Source organism: Paenibacillus favisporus, assembly GCF_040545415.1.
GTDB lineage: Bacteria > Bacillota > Bacilli > Paenibacillales > Paenibacillaceae > Paenibacillus_AQ > Paenibacillus_AQ favisporus.
This window is the reverse complement of record NZ_JBEPLV010000006.1, coordinates 292,101-317,296: the sequence shown is the minus strand read 5'-3', so window position 1 is coordinate 317,296 and position 25,196 is coordinate 292,101. Positions and strand designations below refer to the sequence as shown.

The 25,196-nt window shown below is 55.4% G+C and carries 20 protein-coding genes; 4 read left to right on the top strand and 16 right to left on the bottom strand.

The genetic code is table 11. The features are described 5' to 3' along the window. Window positions 1-60: 60 nt before the first annotated feature. Window positions 61-1,035 carry a peptide-methionine (S)-S-oxide reductase MsrA gene (gene msrA, locus ABID47_RS25465; RefSeq protein ID WP_354500948.1) on the bottom strand — a complete coding sequence of 325 codons (975 nt, stop codon included), beginning with the start codon at window positions 1,033-1,035 and terminating at the stop codon, window positions 61-63. Window positions 1,036-1,191: 156 nt separating this feature from the next. Here msrA and ABID47_RS25460 point away from each other — a divergent pair, with 156 nt between their 5' ends. Next, complete coding sequence (locus tag ABID47_RS25460) at window positions 1,192-1,863, top strand: YitT family protein (RefSeq protein ID WP_354500946.1); 672 nt, start codon at window positions 1,192-1,194, stop codon at window positions 1,861-1,863. Between the two features lie 66 nt (window positions 1,864-1,929). On the opposite strand, the gene ABID47_RS25455 is transcribed toward ABID47_RS25460, so the two are convergent. Next, the gene (locus tag ABID47_RS25455) at window positions 1,930-3,231 is read right to left on the bottom strand and encodes an MFS transporter (protein WP_354500944.1); all 1,302 of its coding nucleotides are present in this window, start codon (window positions 3,229-3,231) and stop codon (window positions 1,930-1,932) included. A gap of 196 nt (window positions 3,232-3,427) precedes the next feature. Between ABID47_RS25455 and ABID47_RS25450 the strand changes: the two genes are divergently transcribed. Then, window positions 3,428-3,706: a hypothetical protein gene (locus tag ABID47_RS25450; protein WP_354500942.1), complete on the top strand. Its 279-nt coding sequence runs from the start codon at window positions 3,428-3,430 to the stop codon at window positions 3,704-3,706. A 64-nt stretch (window positions 3,707-3,770) separates the two neighbouring features. Then, on the top strand, window positions 3,771-4,232 hold the full coding sequence (locus ABID47_RS25445) for a LytR/AlgR family response regulator transcription factor (protein ID WP_354500940.1): 462 nt from the start codon (window positions 3,771-3,773) through the stop codon (window positions 4,230-4,232). A 51-nt stretch (window positions 4,233-4,283) separates the two neighbouring features. Here ABID47_RS25445 and ABID47_RS25440 read toward each other — a convergent pair whose 3' ends face one another. The 4 genes from ABID47_RS25440 to ABID47_RS25425 form a co-directional block, all read right to left on the bottom strand. Continuing rightward, window positions 4,284-7,454, bottom strand: a complete 3,171-nt coding sequence (locus ABID47_RS25440) for an ATP-binding protein (protein ID WP_354500938.1) — start codon at window positions 7,452-7,454, stop codon at window positions 4,284-4,286. A 180-nt stretch (window positions 7,455-7,634) separates the two neighbouring features. After that, the gene (locus ABID47_RS25435; RefSeq protein WP_354500936.1) at window positions 7,635-9,377 is read right to left on the bottom strand and encodes a family 43 glycosylhydrolase; all 1,743 of its coding nucleotides are present in this window, start codon (window positions 9,375-9,377) and stop codon (window positions 7,635-7,637) included. 429 nt (window positions 9,378-9,806) lie between these two features. Beyond that, complete coding sequence (locus ABID47_RS25430; protein ID WP_354500934.1) at window positions 9,807-11,204, bottom strand: family 43 glycosylhydrolase; 1,398 nt, start codon at window positions 11,202-11,204, stop codon at window positions 9,807-9,809. Window positions 11,205-11,261: 57 nt separating this feature from the next. Further along, window positions 11,262-13,019 carry a glycoside hydrolase family 2 protein gene (locus tag ABID47_RS25425; protein ID WP_354500932.1) on the bottom strand — a complete coding sequence of 586 codons (1,758 nt, stop codon included), beginning with the start codon at window positions 13,017-13,019 and terminating at the stop codon, window positions 11,262-11,264. Between the two features lie 175 nt (window positions 13,020-13,194). Between ABID47_RS25425 and ABID47_RS25420 the strand changes: the two genes are divergently transcribed. Continuing rightward, entirely contained in the window at window positions 13,195-14,109 is a 915-nt protein-coding gene (locus ABID47_RS25420) for an ArsR/SmtB family transcription factor (protein WP_354500930.1), read from the top strand. A gap of 96 nt (window positions 14,110-14,205) precedes the next feature. On the opposite strand, the gene ABID47_RS25415 is transcribed toward ABID47_RS25420, so the two are convergent. The 10 genes from ABID47_RS25415 to ABID47_RS25370 all read right to left on the bottom strand — a co-directional run bounded on the left by ABID47_RS25415 (window position 14,206) and on the right by ABID47_RS25370 (window position 25,117). After that, the gene (locus ABID47_RS25415; protein WP_354500928.1) at window positions 14,206-15,165 is read right to left on the bottom strand and encodes a glycoside hydrolase family 43 protein; all 960 of its coding nucleotides are present in this window, start codon (window positions 15,163-15,165) and stop codon (window positions 14,206-14,208) included. A gap of 175 nt (window positions 15,166-15,340) precedes the next feature. Continuing rightward, a complete protein-coding gene (locus ABID47_RS25410) occupies window positions 15,341-16,141 on the bottom strand; it encodes an AraC family transcriptional regulator (RefSeq protein WP_354501226.1) in 801 nt (266 codons plus the stop codon). A 290-nt stretch (window positions 16,142-16,431) separates the two neighbouring features. Then, window positions 16,432-17,988 (bottom strand): stage V sporulation protein B, encoded by a 1,557-nt coding sequence (gene spoVB / locus ABID47_RS25405; RefSeq protein ID WP_354500926.1) that lies wholly within the window; start codon window positions 17,986-17,988, stop codon window positions 16,432-16,434. A 286-nt stretch (window positions 17,989-18,274) separates the two neighbouring features. Next, on the bottom strand, window positions 18,275-18,916 hold the full coding sequence (locus tag ABID47_RS25400; RefSeq protein WP_354500924.1) for a TetR/AcrR family transcriptional regulator: 642 nt from the start codon (window positions 18,914-18,916) through the stop codon (window positions 18,275-18,277). Window positions 18,917-19,133: 217 nt separating this feature from the next. Continuing rightward, entirely contained in the window at window positions 19,134-19,334 is a 201-nt protein-coding gene (locus tag ABID47_RS25395; RefSeq protein WP_354500922.1) for a hypothetical protein, read from the bottom strand. A 36-nt stretch (window positions 19,335-19,370) separates the two neighbouring features. Continuing rightward, entirely contained in the window at window positions 19,371-19,967 is a 597-nt protein-coding gene (locus ABID47_RS25390; RefSeq protein WP_354500920.1) for a MurR/RpiR family transcriptional regulator, read from the bottom strand. Between the two features lie 72 nt (window positions 19,968-20,039). Then, window positions 20,040-20,804, bottom strand: a complete 765-nt coding sequence (locus tag ABID47_RS25385; RefSeq protein WP_354500918.1) for a PHP-associated domain-containing protein — start codon at window positions 20,802-20,804, stop codon at window positions 20,040-20,042. Further along, entirely contained in the window at window positions 20,801-21,949 is a 1,149-nt protein-coding gene (locus tag ABID47_RS25380) for an ABC transporter ATP-binding protein (RefSeq protein ID WP_354500916.1), read from the bottom strand. The genes ABID47_RS25385 and ABID47_RS25380 overlap by 4 nt, the downstream gene beginning before the upstream one ends. Beyond that, entirely contained in the window at window positions 21,950-23,776 is a 1,827-nt protein-coding gene (locus ABID47_RS25375) for an ABC transporter permease (protein ID WP_354500914.1), read from the bottom strand. A gap of 42 nt (window positions 23,777-23,818) precedes the next feature. Next, entirely contained in the window at window positions 23,819-25,117 is a 1,299-nt protein-coding gene (locus ABID47_RS25370; RefSeq protein WP_354500912.1) for an ABC transporter substrate-binding protein, read from the bottom strand. Window positions 25,118-25,196 lie beyond the last annotated feature (79 nt).

Genomic DNA, 25,196 nt, shown 5'->3' with positions numbered 1-25,196 from the left:
ACTATATCCCAGGCCATCCCCAAAGGATAGCTTAAGGTTTCTCCCCCCTACTCTCTCACCTCACACTCCCTCAAACAGCTCCGTATACTTCCCGTACCCCTCGCGCTCCAGCTCCTCCCGCGGCACAAAGCGCATCGACGCCGAGTTGACCTGGTAACGCTGCCCGGCAGGCGGCGGGCCGTCGTGAAACAGGTGGCCCAGGTACGAACCGGACAAGCGGCCGTACAGAGCGGTGCGTGCTTTGCCGCTGCGCAGGTCGGCCTTTCGGCGGAGGAAGCCTTCGTGGATCGGCCGCGTGAATGCCGGAAGGCCGGTCCCCGCATCGAACTGATCCCGCGAGCAGAACAGCGGATCTCCGTTCACGACGTCCACATAGATCCCATCCCGCTCGTTGTTCCAGTACGCATTCTCGTACGGCGGCTCATCCGCGCCGTGCTGCGTGACCTCATACTGAAGGCGGGTCAGCCTTTTGCGCAGCTCGGCATCATCCTGCTTTCTGCGCCAATACTTTTCGGCAAACGTTCCCCGTCCCGACCCTTCGTGGTAGAGGTTGTAGTCGTAGCGGTGCGTTTTATAGTAGTCCTGGTGCTCATCCTCCGCCGGATAGAACGGCCCCGCGGGCAAAATTTCGGTGACAATGTTCCCCTTAAACCGCCCGCTTGCAGCAAGCTCCTGTTTGGAAGCCTCCGCTTTGGCCCGCTGCTCCCCGCTATGTACAAAAATGGCCGTCCGGTAAGAGTTCCCCCGGTCCATAAACTGCCCGCCCGCATCGGTCGGATCGATCAGCTGCCAATAGATGTCCAGCAGGCGCTCATACGGAAACACATTGGGGTCAAAAGCGATCTGAACCGCTTCGTAGTGCCCGGTCGTTTCGGTCCCAACTTCTTCATAAGTCGGATGCTCCGTATGGCCCCCGGTATAACCGGACACGATCGAATGGATCCCCGGCAGCTCGTCAAAGGGCTGCACCATGCACCAGAAGCACCCGCCCGCAAACGTGGCCAGTTCCCACCCCTGATGTTTGTCCTGCTCCATGCTTTCCTCCCCCTTCTTTTAAAAGTAAACATACCACAGTTCCGCATACCTTGCCCGCCCGGCATGAACTGGCATCCTTGTCCGCAGACAAGCATACATTTTAGTAAGGCTTGACCAGCTTGTGACCACCAAACTATTCTCCAAAGGATGATCGGGTTGAAAATACAGTTAATTCCCGGCCGTTACCGGCACCACCGGCACCTGTTTTACCGCCGCCTCGGCAGGAAAGTCTCCCTCATTACAGCGGGAGCGGTGCTTCAAGGCTTTGCGATGGCGGTTTTTTTATTCCCGCACAGCATCCCTTCCGGGGGAGGTGCCGGTATTGCCGTGCTGCTGAACCACGGGTTCGGCCTGCCCATGAGCCTTGGCTTCTGGGTCGCCAACTTCGCCTTTCTTATTTTTGCCGCCCATCATTTGGGCATGTTCAGTGCCATTGGCACCATTTACGTGATCACGGCCACGTCCGTATCGGTCAATTTTTTTGAAGTATATGTCCGTCCGCCGCTGCTAAATGTGTGGCTCGATCTCTTGATCGGCTCCCTTATTCTAGGTACAGGCGTCGCCATGCTGATGAGGCAGCGGGTATCCAACGGAGGCATCGGCTATACCGCCTTGGTGATATATAAGTATAAAAAAATAAAACCCGGCACATCCCTTTTCTGGATGAACGGGGTTATCTTTATTCTGGCGGCCTATGTCGTCAACTGGAGAATCATCCTTTTTGCCATCGGATGCCAAATGATCTCCACCCGGGTCATCAACTACATCCTCGGCCGCAAGCCGCAGCGGAGATGGACGGCCGGATTCGCCTGGCGCAGCAAAAAATAGCAGCTTGCTCCTGCCTATCTGCGCCTGCGCACAAACCATAGGATCCATCCAACAGAGCAAGCCGGATCAAGATCCGGCTTTTTGGCGTCCACCGAACGGCCGAATGAGGCCCGCCGGCTTGTTGCGGTAGGCTTTGGCGCGTTTGCCACCGGACGGCTTTTCTTCCCCGGAATCGACCCGGATCAGGAAAAGGGCCAGAAGCCCGATCACAAACGTCAGTCCGGCAATGGACAGAAACATGCCCGGCCGCGACCATCCCATCATCCACCCGAACAGTGGCGGACCGACCGCCACCCCGAAGAACCGTACCGACCCGTACAGGGAGGTCACAATGCCCCGTCTTTCCTTCCCGACCGCTCTCGTAATAAAGCTGTTGACGCAGGGCAGGATCAAGCCCGTTCCCAAACTGCTGACGGCCAGCACCGAGATAAACAGAGTCAAGTGCCCGATAAACGCCAGCGAGACATAAGCAATCGTCATCAGGGTAAATCCGATCACGATGAGCCGTTTCATCAGCTTTTTGTTTTCCCCGATTTGGCTGCCCGTCACATAGGATGTCGTGCACATGACAAGCAGAGGAATGGCCAGCACCAGCCCTTTGCCTGCCCCCATGATGTTGTGTTCCTTTTCCAGCATGTCGGACAGGTAGAAAAGGATCCCGAACAGCGCAAACAAACAGGTCGCGCCGGCCAAGTACGCGGGGATCAGCCATCGTCCCTCATGCTTGAACACACTGCCAAGGCCGTGAATGTATTTCTTGAACGGCATCGGCTCTTTCTCTTTCTTCTTCTCCTTGATCAGGAGCCACGTGAGCGTGATCGAAATAATCACGACCGCCGGGAAGGTGAAAAACACACTGTACCATACGATCAAGGCCACCAGCGATCCGAGAATCGGTGAAATCACTTTGCCGAAACCGTTGGATGACTCGACCAGGCCGAGCACTTTGCTCTCCTGGGATCCCTTGAACAAATCACCCGTGAGCGCCATGGCAATCGGGGCTGTCCCCGCCGCACCTATGCCTTGAAGCGTCCGTCCCACCATAATCCAAAGGAACGGCTTGGGAAACAGAGCTGCCGCAAATCCGGCCAGCAGCCCGCCGATGCCGTACAGAATCAGAGCCGGCACAATGACGACTTTTCGGGAATAGCGATCGGATAAATACCCCAGAATCGGTATAAAAAAAGCAGCAACCAAAGAGAAAACGGTGATGGTCAGGCTCGTTTGAAACGATGAAATATGCAGCTTGGACTCCATTTGGGGCAGGATTGGAATCAGCATGGAATTGCCAAACGTCATGATAAAGGGAACCGAGCCAATGGCCGCGATCGTTTTCCCTGATGGACGTTCCTGCTGTTCTTCAGCCATCGCAGGATTGCTCCTTTCTTAGGAAAGTACAACCTTTTCTGCTTAGATTGTCCCTGGAAACGCCAAGTTATGCTCAATCCTGTTGCTTGGAGATTGTTCAGAACGTATTCAGAGCAGTGTGGTCTAATGTAGGTATCGCTTTTAACGGAGGCATGAGTATTGTTATTAATTAATGGATTTGCTTGGTGGTGAAGGAATGTTATCGAAAATACAGCAAGAAGCTTTAAAACAAGCCTGGAAGCATGGAGGTAAGCTCGTTCGTTGGAATGACGGAGGCTTTTGGACGTATGAGGGCGTTCTGCCGAAGGCAAGAAATGGCCCGACAAGGCTGCCTGATGTCGAATGGTGCTGCACGACAAATACGATTTTTGCGCTGGTTCGCCGCGGGTACATGGCCATGGATGATTGGCATACGTGTTCGGTCGTACAAGAAGAAACGTATGAGCAACCTGGTAAAGATGGAGCGTTAGAATAGTTTCAGAATACATAAGTATACCGCATCCGAGAAAACACGGGTCTGTAAGGGGAGAGAAAGCCGCTTGAAGGTAATTATCGTCGATGATGAGCATCTGGCATTATTAAAAATGGAAAAACTGCTTCAGACACAGACCGCTGTTCATGTTCCGTGGAATGTAATCGGGTCCTATATGAATCCGCACGATGCGCTGGCGGCATGCCGGATCGAGGTACCCGACGTGGCCTTTTTGGATATCGAATTGCCGGAGATGTCCGGCATGGAACTGGCTGAGCAGCTGCTCGCGATTCATCCGCAGATGCACATCGTTTTTGTGACTGCCTTTCAACAGTTTGCAGTTCACGCATTTCAGGTGAATGCCCTCGATTATTTATTGAAGCCCGTTCAACCCGCGAGATTGGCTGTCACGCTGAAACGAATCGCACAGTGCTTGAGCCTGAAGGCTGCGGGTTCCGGAACGATCCTGGTACCCCTGGAACAAAGCTTGTTGGCAAGCCAAACCATAAGCCAGGGAATGAAACGCTGAATACGATGAACAAAAACACAAAGCAGCCTGCTGAACAGGCTGCTTTGTGTTTTATTCTATGCTTTGAGAGGGCTCGAATTCCCGATAGTCCCCGGAGCCCTGGCTCGGAATCACGAAGGACATCACCGTCCCCTGCCCCAACTGGCTCTCGATCTGAAGTCCTCGGCCGTACCGCTGCAGAAGCCTCCGGTTCGTATTCTTCAGTCCAATGCCTCCGGATGACGGTTCGCTCGTGGAATGCGGTTGAAGCAGACTCTGTACTTCCTCGGGAGTCATACCCTTTCCGTTATCCCTGACTTCAAATCGCGTGCCATCCTCTTCCCGGCGGATGATAATCTGCACGGTTCCGCCTTGTATCCGGCTCAGCAGCCCATGCTTAACTGCATTCTCGACCAGTGGCTGCACCGTGAGCGGCGGTATAAACAGCGATAATTGCGGATCGATATCCCAAATGACCGCCAGCCGCGGCCCAAAACGCGCCTTCTCGATGTATAAATATGCCCGTACAAGCTCGAGTTCATGGGAGAGCGGCACCGCTTCCTCCGAGTTAATAAAATCGATGCTGATCCGCAGATAGGAAGTAAAGGCATCAGCCAGCTCCCGCATTTGATCCAGGTCGATATCGCTTAAAGCCATAATCGAATTGATCGTATTAAACAGAAAATGAGGCTGAATCTGTGCCTGCAGATATGCCGCTTCAAGCCGGAGGCGCTCTTTTGCCGATTTTTTAAGCGTCGCCAAGGAACGTACCCGGTATTTCAGCTCAAGCGCGTCCACCGGTTTCGCCACATAATCGTTGGCACCGGCCATAAATCCGGCATAAATATCCTCCGGCCGGCTTCTTGCGGTCAGCAGCAGAATCGGCAGCTCGAAGCTGTTGTACCGTTCGCGGACGATTCGCGTCAGCTCATAACCCGACGTATGCGGCATCATGACATCCGAAATGAGCAGGTCCCATGTCGAGGACGAGAGCTGCTGCAGCGCTTCCTTCGCCGATAAAGCAGTTTGAATCTCATACGGCTCCTCCGCGAAAATGCCTGCGAGCACCCTCAGGTTTACCGGATCGTCCTCGACGACTAAAATTTTGATTCCAGCGGATATCGATTCGTCCAGCGATCCACCGCCATGGCCAGCATAAACCGTCTCCATGGAGACTGCCGCTTCTGTGATGTGCAGGGCATCCGATGGGGCATCCTCCAGATCCAGCTCCGGCTCGGTGCGGCCTCCTTCGGAATTCTCATTCTCTAGATCCGCCTGCAGCCAACCTTCAGCCTTAGGAAGCGTGAAGCTGAACACCGCTCCTTGTCCAGGGGCCGATTCGGCGGTCAACCTCCCCCCGTGCAGCTCGACCAGCTGCTTGCAGATGCTGAGGCCAAGCCCGATCCCCCCATGATCGTCTTCATCCTCAGCCTGCTCATAGGGAAGAAAAATCCGTTCCAATGCGCTCTGTTCCAGCCCTCGACCCGAATCGGCCACCTGAATGACAACCGCCTCTTCCTTGGCCTCGGCCGAAATTTCGATGACGCCTTCATCCGTAAATTTGATCGCGTTGTGCAGCAGGTTGAACACAATTTGGGTCAGCCTTTGTTCATCCGCATCAACCGGAGGAAGCTTGTCCGGAATCGACAGGACCACTTGAACGGGTTTCCCTTCCGTCATATGAGCCAGCATGCTGACCACGCCGGACACGACCGATTCGACCTGCAGGGCTTCCCGGTGCAGCACGATCCGCTGATCCTTCAGCATGACGGCGTCAAGGAGGTCATTCAGCAGCTGCGACATCCGGCGGCTGATGGTGACGAGCAGCTCCATATTTTGCTGGCTTGCTTCCGACAAGGAGCGTCCCTCGCGGGAAAGAACCGATTGCGCAATGTTGATAATCCCGTGCAGCGGCGTCCGAAGCTCATGGGAAGTGTTCGCCAAAAATTGATCCTTCCGTTCGTCCGCCCGGCGAAGCTCGGCGTTCAACCTGGCATTTTCCGCCGCATTTCGGAAGTACCGCTTAAACCAGTACACCGAGAAGCCGACGACCCCAGCCACGATATCGACCGGATAATAAATCGGGGTGAAATTCCAGTCGAAATTGACAAATCCCCATAAGATATTGGAAATGACACTCGTTGCCGCCAGCAGAATGATAAAGGCATCCTTCCGCTTTTGATACACCATCTTGCCGATGAGCCCAAAGAACCAGATGCTCGGAATCAGGTAAAACCAACCGAAGACATGATGGGTCCTTGTGATATGAACCAGATTCGCGGGGGCTGCAAGTATAAAGATCCAGTACAGCGCAGAGGCGACCAAATACGTAAGGAATACTGGCCCGCGCCGGACTTGCCCGGTAAAGCCCCTGCCCATCAGCAGCATGCAGAACGGAACGCCCAAATACGACAAAATCCGAATTTTCAGCATCCAGGTGTAATTCAGGGGGAACCAGCTCATCAGCACATACTCGTGATCCGAGACCACCGTCAAACCCGCGAAAATGAGCAGGAACACAAAAGCAAGCAGAAGCTTCTCCCGCGGGTTGATCAAGAACATAATACCGGCGTACAGCGCATGAAGAAGCAGGATCGTAAAGACGACCACCTGAAATACAATCGAATACCACCACTCAAAATCAATCGCCGCCTGCGTCCCGAACCGCATGGACTCGATGATGCCCCCGCTCGTGGGATCATGATAATTCGCCGATTGCACGAAAATATCAATCACGTTCTGCTCGTTCGGAGCAGCGTCCTTGGCGAAAGACTGGATGACCGGAATATACTCTTTAGCACTCGCCGCCGGTTTGCCGGCCTCGCCGACGATGTTCCCGTTGACGATTACAACGGATGAAGCTTTAATTTCTTTAATCCATAATTTATAACGCTTGTCCGGCTGCTCATCGACAAGAATCCGGAGCCTGTAGGTCCCGTACCCGAACGACGAACCGCCTTTGTCCTGCCAAGTCGGGCTCCAATCTCCGGGAACATGGATCATACGCCTATCCTGATCAGCTTCGTCTGCTTGGCGGCTGTCCGAGATCAACTGATCCGGATAAAACTCCCAATCCCCGTCCAACAAGAGGGAGTGCCTGTCTTCCATAGGATGCCCGCGCAGATCAAGAGTGCCCTGCACAACCTTGGGCTGCTCATCCGTACCAAACGTATCCCACCAGAACCATCTTGCCCCCAGCATGAGGGCTAAATATGTAATGAATATGATGATTTTCTTAACCAAATTCTACTGAGCCTCGCTTCACTTGAAGTCGTCCATATTCATAGTAACGGATACAGCTGCATCCCGCTATTGCAATCTTGGAACGTCCGAAAAAAAGAGACTGGAAAGTAAGAGAACTTAGCAACAAAAAAGACGGCTTCCTGTAACAGAAGCCGTCTTATATTGGAATCTGCTATATCTTCAATCCAAACGGTACAGCAGCCAAAACTGTGCGGTTCCGCCGGGAATGTCCTGCCACGTTCCCACATCCGTACCGCTATTAATGCTTGCTCCGTTAACGTCAAGCGCCTTTCCCGTCTGCACATTAAACCATTTGCAGTAACCGTTGCCGGTATCCACGAGTTTCCACTTTTGCGTATCCAAGCCTTGATACTCGGCTAGGCCCGCTCTTCCCCAAGCGGCCGCAGGATCGATCACGGTCAAGGCTTTGCCGGACTCTGGATTCACGAATGAATAGGTTCCGTCCTCATTTAGGGTAATCTTCCAGCGCTGCGCCGCCCCTCCGTCGGAATCATCCTTCATTTGGGTCCATGTCTCGCCCGCTGCATTTGGGTCGGCCACACTGAGAGCTTTGCCGCCATTCGGGTTAATCAGTTTGTACTCGGCCCCAGGCTTAATCGAGAATATGTTGCTGCCAGCAAGTTCAATGTAGTCGATGTCAATGGCATGTTTGCTTTTCGCAAATTCGATGACGTTGTCGTAGCCTTTCTTCAATTCGACCTGGATCGAAGCCGTTGCATACTGCTTGCTTCCCGTGTGAGGCAATGCCACCGTCACGGCCGAATGACCGTTCACCGACACCTGTTCCGAGGCATCGGGACCTGCGGTGTTCGAGTACCTGATGTTTAAGGTATAGCTCCCTTCTTCAGGCACAATGACAGCCTTGATCGATAAGGAGCTGTTCGTGTTATTGAGCCGCACGACTTTGCCGCCGGACGCGCCTTCCTCCTCCTTGATTAACGCTTTGACCGGTGTTCCATGCTCCGCTTCAATCCGATAATCACCGGACGGAACCGCAAGCGGACCGTTGGTCGGAACTCCGAAATTCGGGGAACCGTCATTATTCCAGGTAAAAGGCTGTACTCTGGTCGGCCGTGGGCCGCAGCCTTGACCGGGGCTGTTGTTGCCGTGGTACACGATTAAATCTTGCGTCCCGTCCTTGGATGGGACAAAGGAGTTGTGTCCCGGAGCGTAGACCCCATTTGCCGCAGACTTGGCGAAAACCGGCTGATCGCTCTTCGTCCATGACGCGGGATTCAGCAAGTCGCTTGCAGCATCCGCACTCAGGATACCCAGCGAGTAGTCATCCTCCCAGCAAGCGCTTGCAGAAAAGACAAGGTATATTTTCCCCTGGTTTTTCAAGATGACAGCGCCTTCATTAACAGGCATGCCTTTCATTTCCCAGTCGTATTCGGGCTTGGTCAGGATACTGCTGTCTCCGTCCAGCGTCCACGGATTCGACATCGGTGCGATGGCGATCGCGCTGCCGTGGCTGCCCGACCAATCCCCATATGCCGCATACAAAAAGTACAGCCGGCCATTATGGTCGAATACGGTGCCGTCTAATCCCGCATATTGTGTATTCAGCTTGCCTTTGTCCGTCCAGCTGCCCTGTAAAGGATCCGGGGAATCATTCTCCAGGACGTATACTCCCCGGCAATCATCGCCGCAGCCGGTATTCGCCGTATAGTAGATATACCATTTGCCGTCGATATGGTGGATCTCAGGCGCCCAAATATCCTTCAAGCCGGAAGGGGGCGTCCATACCGTCTTTCGTTCTCCCAGATCCATCGCGGTCAGTGATCTGGATTTCCAAATATCCAGCCTGTTGCCTAACGTGCGTGTAAAATAATAGTACCCATCCGAATGCAGCATCACGTACGGATCCGCTCCCGCCGTATTGATCGGGTTTGAATAGTTCATTGTTGATGCAGCTGACGTTGGGTAAGCCCCAAAAGAAGTCCATGTCAGCATAAAGAGAAGAATGAGCGATGTGCATTTAAAACCGATTCTTCTGACAGCATTCATTGTTCTGGCACCTCCGGTATGTATAGTGGTTTTGTTGATCGCGATCACGCAAAAACCATTATAGGCCAGGAAAGGCACGTAAAGTTCCGGAAAGCGGCATATTTCTGCCGGACAAATAAACATAAGATAAACCGGATTCGACGGTCGAAAGCAAGAAAAACGTGCATCGACGTATATTTCTAGAAGAGCAGACCGCGCGTGGGGCTACCCTGAAAACCAAAGGCCGGCTCAGGATTGAGCCGGCCACCGATACGGGTCCTTTTACAGCGATAAGTCCGGATTAATTTTTCCCTTGATTACGTACAAATCCGTGAACCTATAAATCTATTTGGCCCGCTTGATGTCAAAAAAGTCGATCTCCCCGTAGCCTGAACCCTTGGTGAAGCGGATCGTGTTGGTGCCTGCATGGAGCTGAATGCGCGCCGTGGACAATCCCCAGTTCTCCCAGCCTTTATTCGTGATGTAAAAGGGGCTCGGCATGCCCGAATTAACGGCCAGCTGAAGATGGGACCAGTCCCCACCGGCCGTTCCGTTCGCGGTTCGTGCCAGCAATATATATTCGCCGGCTTTCGGCACTTTCACGGCATAGTCCACGTAGCTGTCCGGCGTATCGATATGTCCGGCCTTCATGCCGCCCGACCCGTTTGGACTTTGCGAAGCGTACGCCGCTCCGCCGAACGTTCCTTTTTCCCCTTCGACGCGGATATGCGTTGTTTCACCGGAAGGCAGCGGAATCGGGACATTGGGATCGGCCGGTACGCCCAGATTGGGAGTATGGTCGGCATTCCACGTAAATTTCTGCGTGCGAATCTCCCGGTTCCAACCGGCACCGTCGAATTTGGCCGTATGGTACACGATCCAGTCCTCGGTTCCGTCGGGCGATTGGGTAAACGAATGATGTCCCGGCCCATATAGCCCGTTTCCGGACGCGAAGATCGGCTGGCTGCGTTTCGTCCAAGAGGCCGGATTCAGCAAATCGCTGGAAACGCTGGCTGTGATGAGCCCGAGGCAGTAATCGTTCGTCCAGCTTCCGCTCGCCGAGTACACCAGGCTGATGACGCCATCCCGCACAACAACCTGCGGACCCTCGTTGACATAAGGCGAGTGGTTAGTCTCCCACGGATAGGTCGGCCTGGAAATTTCAACGCGGCTCGAGTCGATCGTCCAAGGATTGCTCATATGGGCGATGTACAGGTTCTGACTTACGTTGACATCCCCCTCCCAGCCCGACCAAATAAAGTAGAGCTGTCCGCCTGTCTGCAGCACGGTACCGTCGATAGCCCATTTATTCGTCGGGTCAGTGATCTGCCCCTTGTCCTGCCAGGTTCCCTGCGTCGGGTCTGCCGACGTATTCTCCATCACGTACATGCGGTGATTCGCGTTGTCGCCGTCATCCTTGGCGTAATAGATGTACCAGGCCCCGTCAATATAATGAAGCTCGGGAGCCCAAATATTGCAGCAGCCCGTTTCGACGACTCGGGTCGGGGCCGCATCGATCGCCGTCAGCTCGGCCGATTTCCAGATCGTTACGTTGCCGCCCGTCGTTTTCGTGAAATAGTAATAACCGTCCGTATGTTTGTAAACCCAGGGGTCCGCTCCATCCTGCATGACGACGTTATAAAAATTGTTCCGGCTGGAAGCCGCCTCCGTGACCTGCCCCATGGGAACGAGCAGCAGCATGCATAACGCAAGCAGCAGCGGATTACGCACTATAGCCTTCATGTACAGGCATCCTCCTCTTCGGGAATATAAACTCGTACCGTAACCTTCACTCAAGCATTAATCTTCAATGGCCGCTTTGCGGGAATTGATGCGGCGAATCACTTCCGGATCAAACTTCTGACGTCTGTCGTAGGTGTACAGCCCGTTTACTTCCTGTTCCACGTCATACAGCTGGGTATAACAAAATCCGAACATCATCGGGTGCTCCAGCAGAGCGTTCGTCAGCCCTTCGTACCGCTGGAGAAACGCCTCCTCGGATGTCGGCCGGTCGCCGTAGCCCCAAGCCTTGTCGTCCTTCTGGTCGGGGTTCCACCAGATGCCGCCGTATTCGCTGATAAAATAAGGCTGCCCGCCGTACGTCTGCCGGTTCGGAAACGTGTTATACACCTCGCCGCCCGTTTTCATCGGCTCGTATCTGGCCCGGAACGTCTCCGGATTTTGATCGTAATCGTGCAGGTCGAAAATATCCGTCACGACGTGGAAGTTGCCGCTCGTATCGATTACCGGGCGCGTCGGATCCAGCCGTTTCGTCGTCTCGTACACGATGCGCAGCACTTCGTTATCCTGCTTGGCGCCGTCCCGGTCCCACGTCTCATTGAACGGGCACCAGCCGATGATCGCCGGATGATTGTAATCCCGCTCCACACCTTCCAGCCATTCGGGCAAAAACCGCGACAAGCTTGCGGGAGTGGTAATGTCCAGCCCCCAGTTGGCATGCTCTCCCCAGACGAGATACCCCAGCCGGTCGGCCCAATACAAGAAGCGCGGTTCGAACATTTTCTCATGAAGTCTGGCGCCGTTGAATCCAAGCCCCAGCGAAATCTCAATATCCTTCCGCAGATCTTCGTCCGCAGGTGCGGTATAGATGCCGTCCGGGTAAAATCCTTGATCCAGCACGAGCCGCTGGAACACCGACTTTTCGTTGATCCGGAACGCCATGCCGTCCAGCCGCACCGTTCGCAGGCCGAAATACGAATCAACCGCATCGGCATCGGCGTCCGTCAGGTCCGGCCGTTCGAGAGACAGCTTCAGGTCATACAGCCGGCCGTGGCCCGCCTCCCACAAATGGACTTCCGATACAGGCACGGTCACCTTGACACTTGGCCCTTGCACCGCAGCCGTAGCCTCACCGACTTCCTTTCCTTCATAGAAGGCGGACGCCTTCAGCTGCGCTCCGGCGGTATTTCCACTGACCTTCACTTCCAGGTGCACGCATGCATTCGCCGGATCGGCCACCACCTTCATGTCCGCTAGATAGGTTTCAGGGACCTGCTCCAGCCATACGGTCTGCCAAATGCCCGTCGTGCGCGTGTAGTCGCAGCCATGCGAGTGGAAGCGTTCACTTTGCTTGCCGCGCGGCTGGCTTCCCGAGCGAACGTCATCCTCCGCATAGACGGTCACCACGTTGGCGCCTTCCTTGACATGCGGGGTAATATCGAAGCTGAACGAGGAGTACCCGCCGCGATGCGTACCGACGGAGGTTCCGTTCACCCACACCTCGGTTTCGTAGTCAACCGCGCCGAAATGAAGCAGGATCCTGCCGCTGTTCCAATCCTCCGGCAGGGTGAATTCCCGCTTATACCACACGGCGGCCATGAAGTCCTTATATTCTACGCCGGACAGCTTGCTTTCCGGACAAAACGGAACGGTGATCGTTCCTTCGAGCGCATGCTCCGGCTGGTGGTAGCCGCGCTCCTTCCCGCTCTTGCCGTGATCAATTTCGAACTGCCAAGGGCCGTTCAAATTCAGCCAGCGATCCCGCACCCATTGCGGACGCGGGTATTCGGGACGGGGGATGCTGAGGTTCGATTCCATAGAATAGCTCCTTTTCGGTTGATTTTTAGTTAACTAATTAGTTAATTATTAATCCTAAAATACTCACATAGATCGTAAAATACCTGTGATATTTAGTCAATGGTTTTCTTGTTTAGTTAACCTTTTGGTTATACAATGGATAGACAACACCTATCAGACCGAATCGGAGGCATCTATGGAAATCAAGGTAAGCCAGGAAAATTTACCGTTATTCGTTGCGCTGGCGTCGGATACGCGCATTCGGATGGTCGAAATGCTCAGCAAAGAAAACCTCAATATTCGGGAAATGGCGCAAAGGCTGAATCTCTCCTCCGCCATCGTGACCAAGCATGTTCAACAGCTGGAAGAAGCGGGCATTCTCCGTACGGAGGTGACTGCGGGCAAGCGCGGTATGCAGAAGCAGTGCTCGCTTCGTCTGGAGCAGGCATCGCTGGTGTTCAAAACGGACGATGTCCTGCCATCCGAGCCGCATCAAGACGGCTATGACGTCGACATTCCCGTCGGCCAGTACTCCAGCTGCCAAGTCAAGCCCACCTGCGGACTGGCTTCCGAAACCAAGCTGATCGGCATGCGCGACGACCCGCGGTATTTCGCCGAGCCGGAGCATGTCAAAGCCCAGCATATTTGGTTTGCCGCCGGCTATGTCGAATACCGCATTCCGAACTACGTCTCCGGCAAAAACAGCATCAGCGAGCTCCGCATCTCCCTGGAGATCGGATCGGAGGCGCCCGGCTACGCCGAAGATTGGCCGTCGGACATTACGTTTCTGCTCAATGACGTTCCCATGTGCGTCTGGACCTCTCCGGGCGACTTCGGCAGCGTACGCGGAAAGCTGAACCCTTCGTGGTGGGATCCCGGAAGCTCCCAGCACGGCCTGTTGAAAACGCTGCTGGTGACCTCTTCCGGCACGTATATGGACGGCGTGCGGATGTCGGATGTATCGATACAGGATATTCCGATCCTGCCCAAAGAAGAAATCCGATTCCGGATTCTGTCGCCGGAGAATGCGCGGAACGCCGGAGGCGTCAGCTTGTTCGGCAGGCACTTCGGCAATTACGGGCAGGACATTCAAGTCCGAATCCGCTACTAAGCCAAAGGCTCAGGCCAAACGGTTATGTTTGCAAGAACATGCCGCTTAGTCTGAGCCTTTTGTGATACTTTTTTCATATACCTAGCCTTCCTTCGCTTATTCCTCTCCAGAAGGCACAGGTAGATAATGCGTATCGCTCCAGGGAACGCCGAAATCGGGCGTACCATCCGGATTCCAGCCGAACTTCTGTATGCGCGTCGAGCGGAGGCTCGTATCGGAGCCGGGCGAAGGAAGGGCATGAAAGACGATCCAGTCCTCCTGATCATCCGGAGACTTCGTAAAGCTGTTATGGCCTGTTGCATATACTCCGTTTTCTACACTTTTGCGAAATACAGGCTGCATCGATTTTTGCCATGAAGACGGATCCAGCGGATCGGCATCTTCATTCATCGTGAGCATACCTAAAGCATAATCCTCAGACCACGTGGTGCTTGCCGAATACACCAGAAAAATCCGGCCGTTGCGATGCAGCGTGACGGGACCTTCATTAATCGCCATTCCGCCTTGCTTTTCCCACGGGAGTGTCGGGGCAGTGAGCAAGTGATGTTCCCCTATCAATGTCCAAGGATTGGCCATTTGGGCAATATAAATCGCAGATCCATAATCAGGGAAGTTTCCGTAGCCGGCATACAGAAAATAGAGCTCATTCCGCAAGGACATCACGGTGCCGTCCAATCCCGGGACAGGCGTTCCAAGCGCCCCTTTCCAGCTCCACTCGCCTTCCAGCGGATCAGCATTTTCATTCTCCAGTACGCATATCCGGCGGGATTCATCGCCTCCCCCATCGTTCGCTGTATAGTAGATGTACCATTTGTGATTCAAATAGTGTATTTCCGGCGCCCACAAATTGCAGCTGTAGGGACCTCCCGGTTCGGGCGTCCAGATGGTCTTCTTGCGCCCCCAGACCAATCCGGTCAAGCTGGAAGATTGGATAAGCTCCAAGCAGCCTGACCTTGTTGCCATAAAGTAGTAGCTGCCATCCGTGTGCTTAAGCACCCAGGGATCGGCAGCGTTGGCTACGATGGGATTGCAAAACGTCTTCGTTTTGGTGGACATCTTCTCACTCCTTTTTCCTGAACAAAGCAGTCATCCCTCTAATTATCCCGTGCGATCCTATCGTAAACAATGTTGAAAGCGATTTACTTTTTGCGCATAAAAAGGAATGACCGAATCGTTTTCGACCGACGAAAAAGAGAACCGTCCTGCCGAACGGTCCTCATCATCATTCAATTCATTGATTTTGTTTACGCCATTCCAGCGGAGTGACTCCAGTCGATTGGATAAAGAACTCATAAAACCGGCTGGATGAAGTAAAACCGACCTCCGAGGCGATCGAATCGATCGCCTTGCTCGTTTGCTGTAACAGCCGTTTAGCCTCCATCAAACGAAGGCTGATGATATATTGCTTGGGCGAGACGCCGACCGATTCTGTAAATTTCTTCCGAAGGTTGCTTTCGGACAAAAAATGACGCGCTGCCAGTTCATTGACGGTAATGCGGGTATGATAGCTGCTGTGAATCTCTTTTAACACTTCTTCTATGACCTCGTGACGGATATCTGCTCCAGGCACCGCCGATTCTATGTTACGCTGGAATACCAGCAGTGCTGTCTCAAAAGCGATTCTCATCATGTTGTAGGAGTCGATCGTTTTCCCTTCGGAATTCCATTCTTTCTCCAACTGAAACAAACTGATTTCCACCCAGCGCGTATCGTCAGCGTCGAGATGGCTGCTCCGGATGCGCTGCGACTCACTCTCTGCTTCATGAAAGAGATACTGGCAGTGAACGGGAAGCTGATCATGGAAAAAATGAACGGAAACGCCCTTCCAAGGTTTTGTACAGACGAAGCCATGATGAAGCCCGGAGGGGATCAGGATCAGGTCGCCGGCAGCCACCTTGATATTTTGCTCGGAAGAGCTGTAGTATCCATCCCCTTCCAAAATAAGCGTTAACTCATCATATTCATGGGAATGCGACATAAAGAGGCCCTCACCTTGACTTGCCTGAAAGGTGTGAGGTTTAAAGCGCTCCATACTGACTACAAAACTCTTAACACGGTTTCCCAAGGTTAGCATCCTCTTTCCCTTGACGCTTCTTTCTCCTTTTTATTCTATGAAGTCCGCTTCTCCCCGTCAATGATCCCGCTAAGCCGATGGCTGAGCCTATCGGGTATTTTGTGATCGCCGTGAGCCGCCACATTAAAAAATGCACCTTCCAACCGGTCCAATGAGCACAAGAACATCGCATCATTTGATCCTATTGAAAGATGCATATGAGAGTATATGAGCCACTCTTCTGCAGTAAGGATGAAACCCAATCTCTCTCAAGACACCGGAATCGTCGGCGCTTTCGGCCGGCTGCGCAAAGCCCGGGTCGCCTGCAGGGTGATGGTATACACGAGCAGCGATACAAGAATGGCCCCAAGCAGCGCAGCCGTCGCCCCCAGCTGAACATGCTGCTCCAGGAAACGGTGCGCGGCCAGCCCTGTCACCGTCATGACGATCCCTCCGATGCCCGCCTTGATCACCATGCGGAAGTCAAAATAAAAGCCGATCGAGCCCGCTACCGCGTAGAAGTTGAGCACGGTCAGCATCAGGATGCCGAGCCCGAACCCGAGCGCCACGCCGCGGATCCCCAGGTTCGAACCGAGTACGAAGATCAGGCTGATCTCAAAAATGTTGGTCATGATATGGTTCCACATAACGGTGGATGCTTTGCCCAGTCCAAGCAGAATCGCCTTCAGCGGCGCCTCAAAATAGTGGAGGAAAAACAGCGGCGCCAGCAGCTGCAGCAGCACCCCCGCTTCCGGCGAATGGTACACGACCGTCGTCAGCGGCACCGCCCACATATACAGAATGACGGTGCAGGGCACGCCGACCAGCAGCCCCGTGCGCATCGCCATGTCCATGCGGCTGTGCATGAGCCGGGTGTCGCCCTCCGCGCTGGCTTCGCTAATTGCCGGGATCAGCGCCGTCGACAGCGACTGGGTGAAGAAGCCGGGGAGGAACAGCAGCGGGATCGCGTACCCTGCGAGCATGCCGAACTGCTTCGTTGCCATCTCCACCCCAACACCGGCAAGGACGAGGCTCTTCGTAATGACGAGCGGCAGAAATGCATGATAGATCGAATGGATGAAGCCGCTGCCGGTCATCGGAAGGCCGATGCGCAGCAGGTCCCGCAGCGTGCGGTCCCCCTTGAGCCGCACGCTCGGAACAAACCGCCGCTGCTCCTTCGATTTTCCCCGGTTCGCCCACTTGAACACGGAGAACAAATACAGCAGGCCGACGCCTTCGCCGATCACCGAGGCCCCCATGGCTCCCGCCGCCGCGTAGGCGATGCCATAAGGCAGCAGCATGTTGACGACGCCGATGATGACGATGATCTGCGCCACATTCTCCAGAATGTCGGATAAGGCGAGCGGGTTCATGTTCTGCCGGCCGCGGAAATACCCCTTCAGCACGGCAGACATGGCGATAATCGGGATGATCGGCGTAATCGCCACCATCGCATAATACGCCCGCTGGTCGGCCAGCACGATCGAAGCGATCCACTTGGAGCCGAACAACGCGGCCAGGGTCAGCACGACGCTGAGCGTCCCCGTTACCGACAGCGAGACGGCGAGAATCCGTTTAATCCTCGCCTCGTCCCCTTTGACTTCCGCCTCGGACACCAGCTTCGAAATCGCAACAGGCAGCCCGAGCTCGGTCATCGTAATAAACAGCGGAAGCAGCGGATGGGCAATCATCAAGAGCCCTACCCCTTCCGCTCCCAGAAAACGCGCCAGCACAATGCCGTTCACAAACCCAAGCCCTTTGGTAAAAAAAGACGACAGGGTCAAAACGAACGTTCCACGGATAAAGCTTTGCTTGTTCAATCCCATTGGTCACATCCCACCCACTGTTTGTCCTGATCTCTCTTTTATTAGCGTATTCGGACAAGGGGCAATACATGCAGACAACCCTGACATCTTCGAATGCCTTTCCGGCTCAATGCAACCAAAGAAAAACATAAAGGAAGCCAAATGGCTCCGCATATCACGCCATTGACTTCCTTTGAAAGAGAATATTAACTAGAGGATTATTTGTAAGTTCATAGCAGTTCATTACATAGGGGACAGTTTACCAAAGGGACGGATCCGGATTTTTCGTCTTGCTCTATACGACCTTTTAATACGATATTTTTTGAATCGTCTGCAGCAGCAGCTCTTCCATCTCGGCATCATCCACGGAATCGAGCATGTCCGGGACGAACAGCTGGTATTTTTTCATCTTATAAAATTCAAACAGCGCCTGCTTCAACGAGAAGTCATGCCTCACAGCGAACGAAGGCTCTACCAACTGGCGGAGCATGAGATCGTCTTGTACAACAGACAAGGTGGAGTTAACCGGATGAAAAACGTTCTTCTCCACGCCTGCCTCATAAAACCGGCGCAAATTCCGGTGCCGCTCCAGTTCCGCCGTAACCAGCCTGTCGTATAGAACCGGGTATACCGACTTGAGGTCCTCCAGCAAAATATCGGGCATGTACAGCACGCATTGCAAAGATTGGATGTACAACATATGGAATCTCTTGCCCCACGAGAGCCCCTCATCCTGCAATTGGACGTCCGCGTTTTGCAGAAAGGCGATGCAGTGATCCACAAACATTTCAATGATTTCGTCTTTAGATGAAAAATATTTGTACAGCGTCACTTTGCTGATATCCATGTGGCGGGCCATGTCGTCCATATTGATGGTGCTGAACTTGCTTTTTCTCAACACCGGCTTGATTTTATCCAGGAACAAATTTTTGTTCTCTATCTTTTTCATGTTGTCCTCCGCTCCAAACTCTTAATACTCCTATTATATCATACTGAACTCCTTTCATTCCGTGCATTAGCTTATATGAAAAGAACTAAGTTAACGATCTTTCAGTAAACCAGTTAAAATTAAGGCGACCGGTTCCGTACCGTCGGCTCTTTACACCACGGATCATATCCTTAACACCCCTAACTTTTTACCACACAAAAAAAGCTGCCAAGCGGCTCTAAACCCGCTTTGGCAGCACTTTCTGATATCTGCGCCGCAGCTCGTGCAGCTCCTCGCTTCCCGCAACCGCCTGCTCCTCCATCTGCTTGCCGACCGCCACGATCAGCGTCTCGAGCAAGGCCACCGGCGCCACCATGGAGTGGAACTCCCACAGCTGGCCGCGTGCGGTGTACAGGGTCACGTCAGCCTTCTCCAGCATGCCGCTGACTGCAAGATCGGTGATGAGCAGCGTGCGCTAGCCCTTCACCTTGGCGTGGTCCAGCAGCACCGACAGCTCCGGCGACTCGGACACGAAGCCGAAAATGACGATCACGTCCTGCGGCTGCACATGCACCAGCAGGTTAAACAGCTCGTGCCCGCCCCGGTCGAGCCGCTTGACCCGCATGCCGAACCGCGTCAGCCGGAAATCGGTCAGCGCGGCCAGGCTCTCCGCGGAGCCGGGGCCGTAGATGTACACGGTCCCCGCTTCGCGCAGCAGCGACGCCGCCTCGTCAAACGCCTCCTGGCTGAGCCGGTCGGCCGTCTGCTGCAAATAATCTGCACCGACGAGCAGGCTCGCAGCCGCGTCGTTTTCGTTTATTTTCGAAAACGCCGACTGCAGCTTCTGCGAGGGGGACAGCAGCATTTCGTCCTTCACCTTCTGCTTGAATTCCTTCAGGTTTCGGCATCCGACCTCGGACCAGAACCGCGACACTGTCGACGTGCTGACCTGGCAGGCGGCGGCGATGTCTTCCTCCACCATAAACGGGATGTCTTCCATGTGCTTGCTGATATAATCCGCGATCCGCTGGTGTCCGCGGGACAGCTTATGGCCTTCCAGCGCAAGGTTCATAGTTCTTGCCACCTCTCTATAGCGGGATGAATGATCAACGGTGTTAACGATGCAGGGAATGAAGTGTTAACGTTACACGGCTTCCACTTCGACCTTCTTCTTCAATAGCTTCTTCACCGCGCCCGCCGCGCGCACCTGTAAGTGCAAGCTCGGAGAGATGACCCGTTTGCAAGCCCCCGCCCGGATAGCCGCCTTCAGCTCGGCGACGGTCTCATAATCGCCAGGCAGGACGTTATAGACGCAGCCGACCTGGAACATCTGGTGGGCGTCGCTGCCTGCAACAACCGGCACGCCCAGCTCCGCGCCAAGCGGCAGCACCAGGGCGATATTTTCCTGAATGCCGATCTCATGCAGGTCCTTGCCGTTCAGGTCGAACGCGTCGAACCGGCGCAGCAGCTCGCGGTCCACATGGTACAAAGGGTTGGACTCCCGGAACGGGTGGCCGCCGATCACCATCATGCCCCGCGGCTCGCACAGCTCAAACAGCTCGGCAAGTCCGATGAATGATTCGGCAGCTGTGTGCGCCTCAAGCAGGGCGCGGATTTCGAGCAGGGCGTCCTTGGGTCCAGAGACGAGAATATGCCCGCCCTCGGCTACGTCCACTTCCATGCCAGTAAAGATTTTGAACCCGTCACGATCGTAGTAGTGGTTGTTGCCCGGCAGCATCCGGTCGAGCGTCCCGTAGACCTCGTCGAAACGGCGCGTATTGAAATGCTCGGTCAGCGTGATCGCCTGCAGGCCTTGATCGCGGGCTTCATCCAGCATCTCGTTGAAGTGGTCCATGGAAAACTCGGTTTTCTTGGACAATTTAACATGAAAGTGAAAGTCAATATTCATCGGTGTATTTCCTCCAATATGGGTGTAATGGTCGTCACGCCGGTCTCCAGGCGTCTGCCTGTCTCCCGGTCGTACAAGTTGATGCGTTCTTCGCGGAAGGACGCGTACAGCATGCGTCCCGGGGCGTAATCCGGGTCGCCGATGACGCGCGCGCCCAGCTTCTCCTGGCCGTAGGCGACCCTCACCAGCGTCTCGCCGCCGGCGGGCAGCACGTCCTCCACCTTCACCGGGATGGAGCCGGCGGTGCGGTTCTCGTGCAGCACGACGTCTTCCGGCCTCACCGTCAGGACGACCGCTCCCGCTCCATCCGCTCCGCCGTCCATTCCCGCAAGCCGGAAGCTTCCGAGCGCCGTGCTGACGGTGCATCCGCCTCCGCTCATACGGCACACGCCTTCCACCCGGTTCAGCGGATGGTCCGAGCTGCCCATGAACTCCGCCACCTGCAGCGTCCGCGGATGGCGGTACAGCTCGCGCGGCGTATCGGCCTGCACCAGCTCGCCTCCGAAAAACACCGCGACCTTCGTCGACAGCGTGATCGCCTCATGCTGGTCATGCGTCACATAGACGATCGTCGTGCCCAGCTCGCGGTGCAGCCGCTTCAGCTCGGCGCGCATCTCCGTCCGCAGCTTGGCGTCCAGGTTCGAGAGCGGCTCGTCGAGCAGCAGAATCGACGGGGACGTCACGATTGCCCGGGCGATCGCCACCCGCTGCTGCTGCCCGCCGGACAGCTCGCCGGGATAGCGGTCCGCCAGCTCCGGGATGCGCATTTTCTTCAGCGCCGCCATGACGCTCTTGCGGATCTCGGCCTTCGGCTGTTTGCGCACCTGCAGGCCAAAGGCCACATTGTCAAAGACCGTCATATGCGGCCACAGCGCATAGCTCTGAAACACCAGGCTCACGCCCCGCTTGGCGGGATCCAAATGGTACGCCAGATTGCCGTCGGCCACCTTGTTCCCGGAGATGACGACGGTTCCTTCGTTCAGCTTCTGCAGGCCGGCGATCGCGCGGAGCAGGGTCGTCTTGCCGCAGCCCGACGGGCCGAGCAGCGTTACGAAATCCCCCTCTTCGACGGTCAGGTCGATGCCCTTCAAAATATGCTTCTGCTGTACATGCACATGAATCTGCCGCAGTTCAATCGCATTCATTCATTGCCCTCCCAATCCTTTGGTCAAATCGGCCTTCCCGAACTTCACCGCCAGCGCATAGACCGCCACGACGATCGCGATAATGATCATCAGCACGACGTTGGTGAGCTGGTCGTACCCTTTTTCCACATAATAAAAGGTAAGCGTCGTCAGCGTCTCCGTCCGCGGCGTTACGAGCATGATGATCAGCTCCATCTCCTTCATCGCCCCGATGAACACGAGGATGAAGGCGGACAGCAGGCTCTTGCGGCTGAGCGGCAGCAGCAGGCGCCGGAAGCGTGTGAACCAGGAGGCGCCGCCGAGCACGGCCGCTTCCTCGAGTTCCGGGCCGATCTGCATCATGGCGGCGCCGCCCGCCTTGACGGTAAAGGGCAGCTCTTTGACCACCGTGATCAGAATAATGATCGTAATGGTGCCGTACAGCGCCGGAATGAACAGCACCGGCTTTGCAAACATTGTAATATAAATCGCCGCGAGCGAAATGCCCGGAATAAAATACGGGAAAAACGACAGTTGATCGACGAGCCTGCCCATGGCCGTGTTTTTGCCGCGGGCCACCGCGTATCCGAACAGAAGTCCGATAACTGCGGCCGCGACCGAGGCGATGCCGGCGATGATCAGCGAATTTTTCAGCGCGAGCAGGAAAATCGGGTTCTGCAGCACGCCCTTCTCCCCGGTGTTGATGTCCGGATCCGAGCCGCCCGTCCAGTAATGAAGCGTGAAGTTGTCCGGGCTGAGCGAGCCGTCCTTCAGCAGGAACGTCTGCAGCAGCAGCACGATAAAGGGTACGACTGCAATCAACACCATGCCGGCCGCCGTCCCCACAGCCGCCGGAAGCCGCCATTTGCCGAGCGGCACATGCGTCACCGCGCTGCCCTTGCCCGTCACTGTCACATAGCTGCGCCTGCCGCCAAGCAGGCGCTGGTTGAAATAGATCGCCAGCATGGTGATCAGCATCAGCGTCAGTGACAGCACGTTCGCCTCGGTCGTTAGCCGCGACCGCATGCTGGAGTACAGCATCGTCGAAATCATGTAGAAGTTCACCGGGGTGCCGAGCAGCGCGGGCACGCCGTAGGAACTGACCGCTTTCGTAAAGATCAGGATGAATCCCGACAGCACCGACGGCAGCATCAGCGGAAACACGATCCGCCGCAGCACCTGCATCCGCCCTGCTCCGGCCATTTCGGCCGCCTCTTCCAGCTGGCTGTTCATCGAGCTGAGCGCCGCGCCCACGAGCAGGAAAAAATACACGCTGTCGTGGATTGACAGGGTCAGCACGATCGGCACGAAGCCGTACGCCAGCCAGTCCGGCGGCGCCACATGCAGCACCGACTGCAGAATGCCGGGCGTACCGCCGATTTTGCTGTTTTTGAAAAAGGTCAGCCACGCCTGGGACAGCATCCATGACGGCAACAGGTACGGAATGATCGCCAGAAACGTAATCGTCTTCTTGAGCGGAACGTCCGTCCGCGTCACGAGCCATGCCAGCCCGCAGCCGAACACCATAGACAGCGCCGAGACGGTCACGCCCACCGCCAGTGCGTTCAGCACCGGCTTGTAGAAGAGGGACCAGCTCATATCGCTTGCCAGCACGCGGCTCCAGTGATACAGCGTCAGGTGCCCCGGGTCCGCCGCGGGCGTAAGCCGGGCGTCCTGGGTTCTCCATACGAACGTCGACCAGATCAGGTTCAAGACCGGCCAGACGATGGTGTACGCCAGAAACAGAAGGGCCGCCGCCCCGATCAGATACAGCGGATTCCGCAGCGCGTCCCGGCACCGGTTCAGCCACCTTGCTTGCCATGTATTCAGCGCGGGCTTATGCAGCATCCCGTTTCCCTCCTGTTTGTGTCATTTCGGTCTTTCGGCCCGTCATTTCTGCTTGATCCAAAAATCGCGGACCTTCGGCGCCTCGAAGTACAGCTTCTCCCCGTCAAACACCCACAGGTTCAAATCTTCGAAGGCCACCTCGTTTTTGGTCTTGACGTCGGAGCGCGGCACCCAGGAACCCACTTCATTGAACGGCGCCATGCCTTCGCCTTGGCCGTCCTTCTCGCCCATCATCCAGCGGATGAACAGCTTGGCCCCTGCCGGATGCGGCGCTTTGTTCGCGAGGAACAGGTATCCCGAATCGGGTACCGACGTCTTCGGCTTGATGTCATAGATCGGCAGGATGCTCCAACCTTTCTCCTCGACCTTGGATACGTCGCCTGATACCGCCAGCCCGACCGCGTCGCTGTTCGCTTTGCCGATCGCGTCCAGCACGTCGTCGCTTCCTTTTAACACGACCAGCCCGTTGTCGAACAGCTGCTGGATAAACTCATACCCCGCGTTCTCCGTGCCGTGCAGCTCGATGTCCTTGCCGAACTTCTCCTTGTACGCCGCCGCCATGTCGTCGCTATGGATGACCATCGTCGTAAACAGGTCCATGAATGCCGGCGAGCTGAGCGGGCCAGCCGTATAAACCTTACCTTTGAATTCCGGGGTGGTCAGGTCCCACCAGTTGGTTACCGGGGCAGATTTGTAATGCTCGGTATTATAGAAAATCGTGCGGAACTCCAGGTAGTTGGCATACCCTTCGGCCTGCGTGCGGTACGGCTCGTCCACCTTCTCTGCCAGATCCTCCGGCAGGTACTTGACGTACCGTCCCGGTTTCACCATCTCTTCCTCGACGGCCCCGCTCACTTCCTTCGTGATGATCACGTCCGGGTTGAACTGCCCGGCGTCCTGCTCTTTCGTCACCTTGTCCATCATCTCATCGGACTTGACTTTGCTTACCTCAATCTTGATGCCGGGATACTGCTTCATGAACGTCTCCGCAGCGTCGTTGGCACGCCCCGAAGTGGAGTAGACGATGACCTTGCCTTCCTTCTTGGCCTGCTCGTACAGCGCTTCCGGCGTTTCGCTGCCGGACGCCTCTGCCGTATCCGCGCTCTGCACCGTCCCCGCCGGCTTGGCCGATGCGTCTGAACCGCCCGCCGTGCCGCCTTCTCCCTGTCCGCATGCAGTCAGCAGCAGGGCCGTGCCCAAGATGAGCGCCGCCGCTTTGCCTGGCCAGAACCAGGCGGTCCGTTTTCCTGTGAGGGCGTATGGTTCCCGCCCGATCCCCTTACTTTCGTTCGTATTTACCGTCAGAATGCTCCCCGCGTTTACGTTCCTTTTTGACCTCATATCCTATGGCCTCCCCATTGTTCATTCAGAATTAGTGAAGCGTGATTGGTATCCGGATGTTTCGCTTACCTCTTCACTA

What these genes read in the sequence shown, in the direction of transcription:
- msrA (WP_354500948.1), bottom strand. Translation starts at nt 1,035, where the DNA reads ATGGAGCAGGACAAACATCAGGGGTGGGAACTGGCCACGTTTGCGGGC.
- ABID47_RS25455 (WP_354500944.1), bottom strand. Translation starts at nt 3,231, where the DNA reads ATGGCTGAAGAACAGCAGGAACGTCCATCAGGGAAAACGATCGCGGCC.
- ABID47_RS25450 (WP_354500942.1), top strand. Translation starts at nt 3,428, where the DNA reads ATGTTATCGAAAATACAGCAAGAAGCTTTAAAACAAGCCTGGAAGCAT.
- ABID47_RS25435 (WP_354500936.1), bottom strand. Translation starts at nt 9,377, where the DNA reads ATGAACTATTCAAACCCGATCAATACGGCGGGAGCGGATCCGTACGTG.
- ABID47_RS25430 (WP_354500934.1), bottom strand. Translation starts at nt 11,204, where the DNA reads ATGAAGGCTATAGTGCGTAATCCGCTGCTGCTTGCGTTATGCATGCTG.
- ABID47_RS25425 (WP_354500932.1), bottom strand. Translation starts at nt 13,019, where the DNA reads ATGGAATCGAACCTCAGCATCCCCCGTCCCGAATACCCGCGTCCGCAA.
- ABID47_RS25420 (WP_354500930.1), top strand. Translation starts at nt 13,195, where the DNA reads ATGGAAATCAAGGTAAGCCAGGAAAATTTACCGTTATTCGTTGCGCTG.
- ABID47_RS25415 (WP_354500928.1), bottom strand. Translation starts at nt 15,165, where the DNA reads ATGTCCACCAAAACGAAGACGTTTTGCAATCCCATCGTAGCCAACGCT.
- ABID47_RS25410 (WP_354501226.1), bottom strand. Translation starts at nt 16,141, where the DNA reads ATGGAGCGCTTTAAACCTCACACCTTTCAGGCAAGTCAAGGTGAGGGC.
- spoVB (WP_354500926.1), bottom strand. Translation starts at nt 17,988, where the DNA reads ATGGGATTGAACAAGCAAAGCTTTATCCGTGGAACGTTCGTTTTGACC.
- ABID47_RS25400 (WP_354500924.1), bottom strand. Translation starts at nt 18,916, where the DNA reads ATGAAAAAGATAGAGAACAAAAATTTGTTCCTGGATAAAATCAAGCCG.
- ABID47_RS25395 (WP_354500922.1), bottom strand. Translation starts at nt 19,334, where the DNA reads ATGCTGGAGAAGGCTGACGTGACCCTGTACACCGCACGCGGCCAGCTG.
- ABID47_RS25390 (WP_354500920.1), bottom strand. Translation starts at nt 19,967, where the DNA reads ATGAACCTTGCGCTGGAAGGCCATAAGCTGTCCCGCGGACACCAGCGG.
- ABID47_RS25385 (WP_354500918.1), bottom strand. Translation starts at nt 20,804, where the DNA reads ATGAATATTGACTTTCACTTTCATGTTAAATTGTCCAAGAAAACCGAG.
- ABID47_RS25380 (WP_354500916.1), bottom strand. Translation starts at nt 21,949, where the DNA reads ATGAATGCGATTGAACTGCGGCAGATTCATGTGCATGTACAGCAGAAG.
- ABID47_RS25375 (WP_354500914.1), bottom strand. Translation starts at nt 23,776, where the DNA reads ATGCTGCATAAGCCCGCGCTGAATACATGGCAAGCAAGGTGGCTGAAC.
- ABID47_RS25370 (WP_354500912.1), bottom strand. Translation starts at nt 25,117, where the DNA reads ATGAGGTCAAAAAGGAACGTAAACGCGGGGAGCATTCTGACGGTAAAT.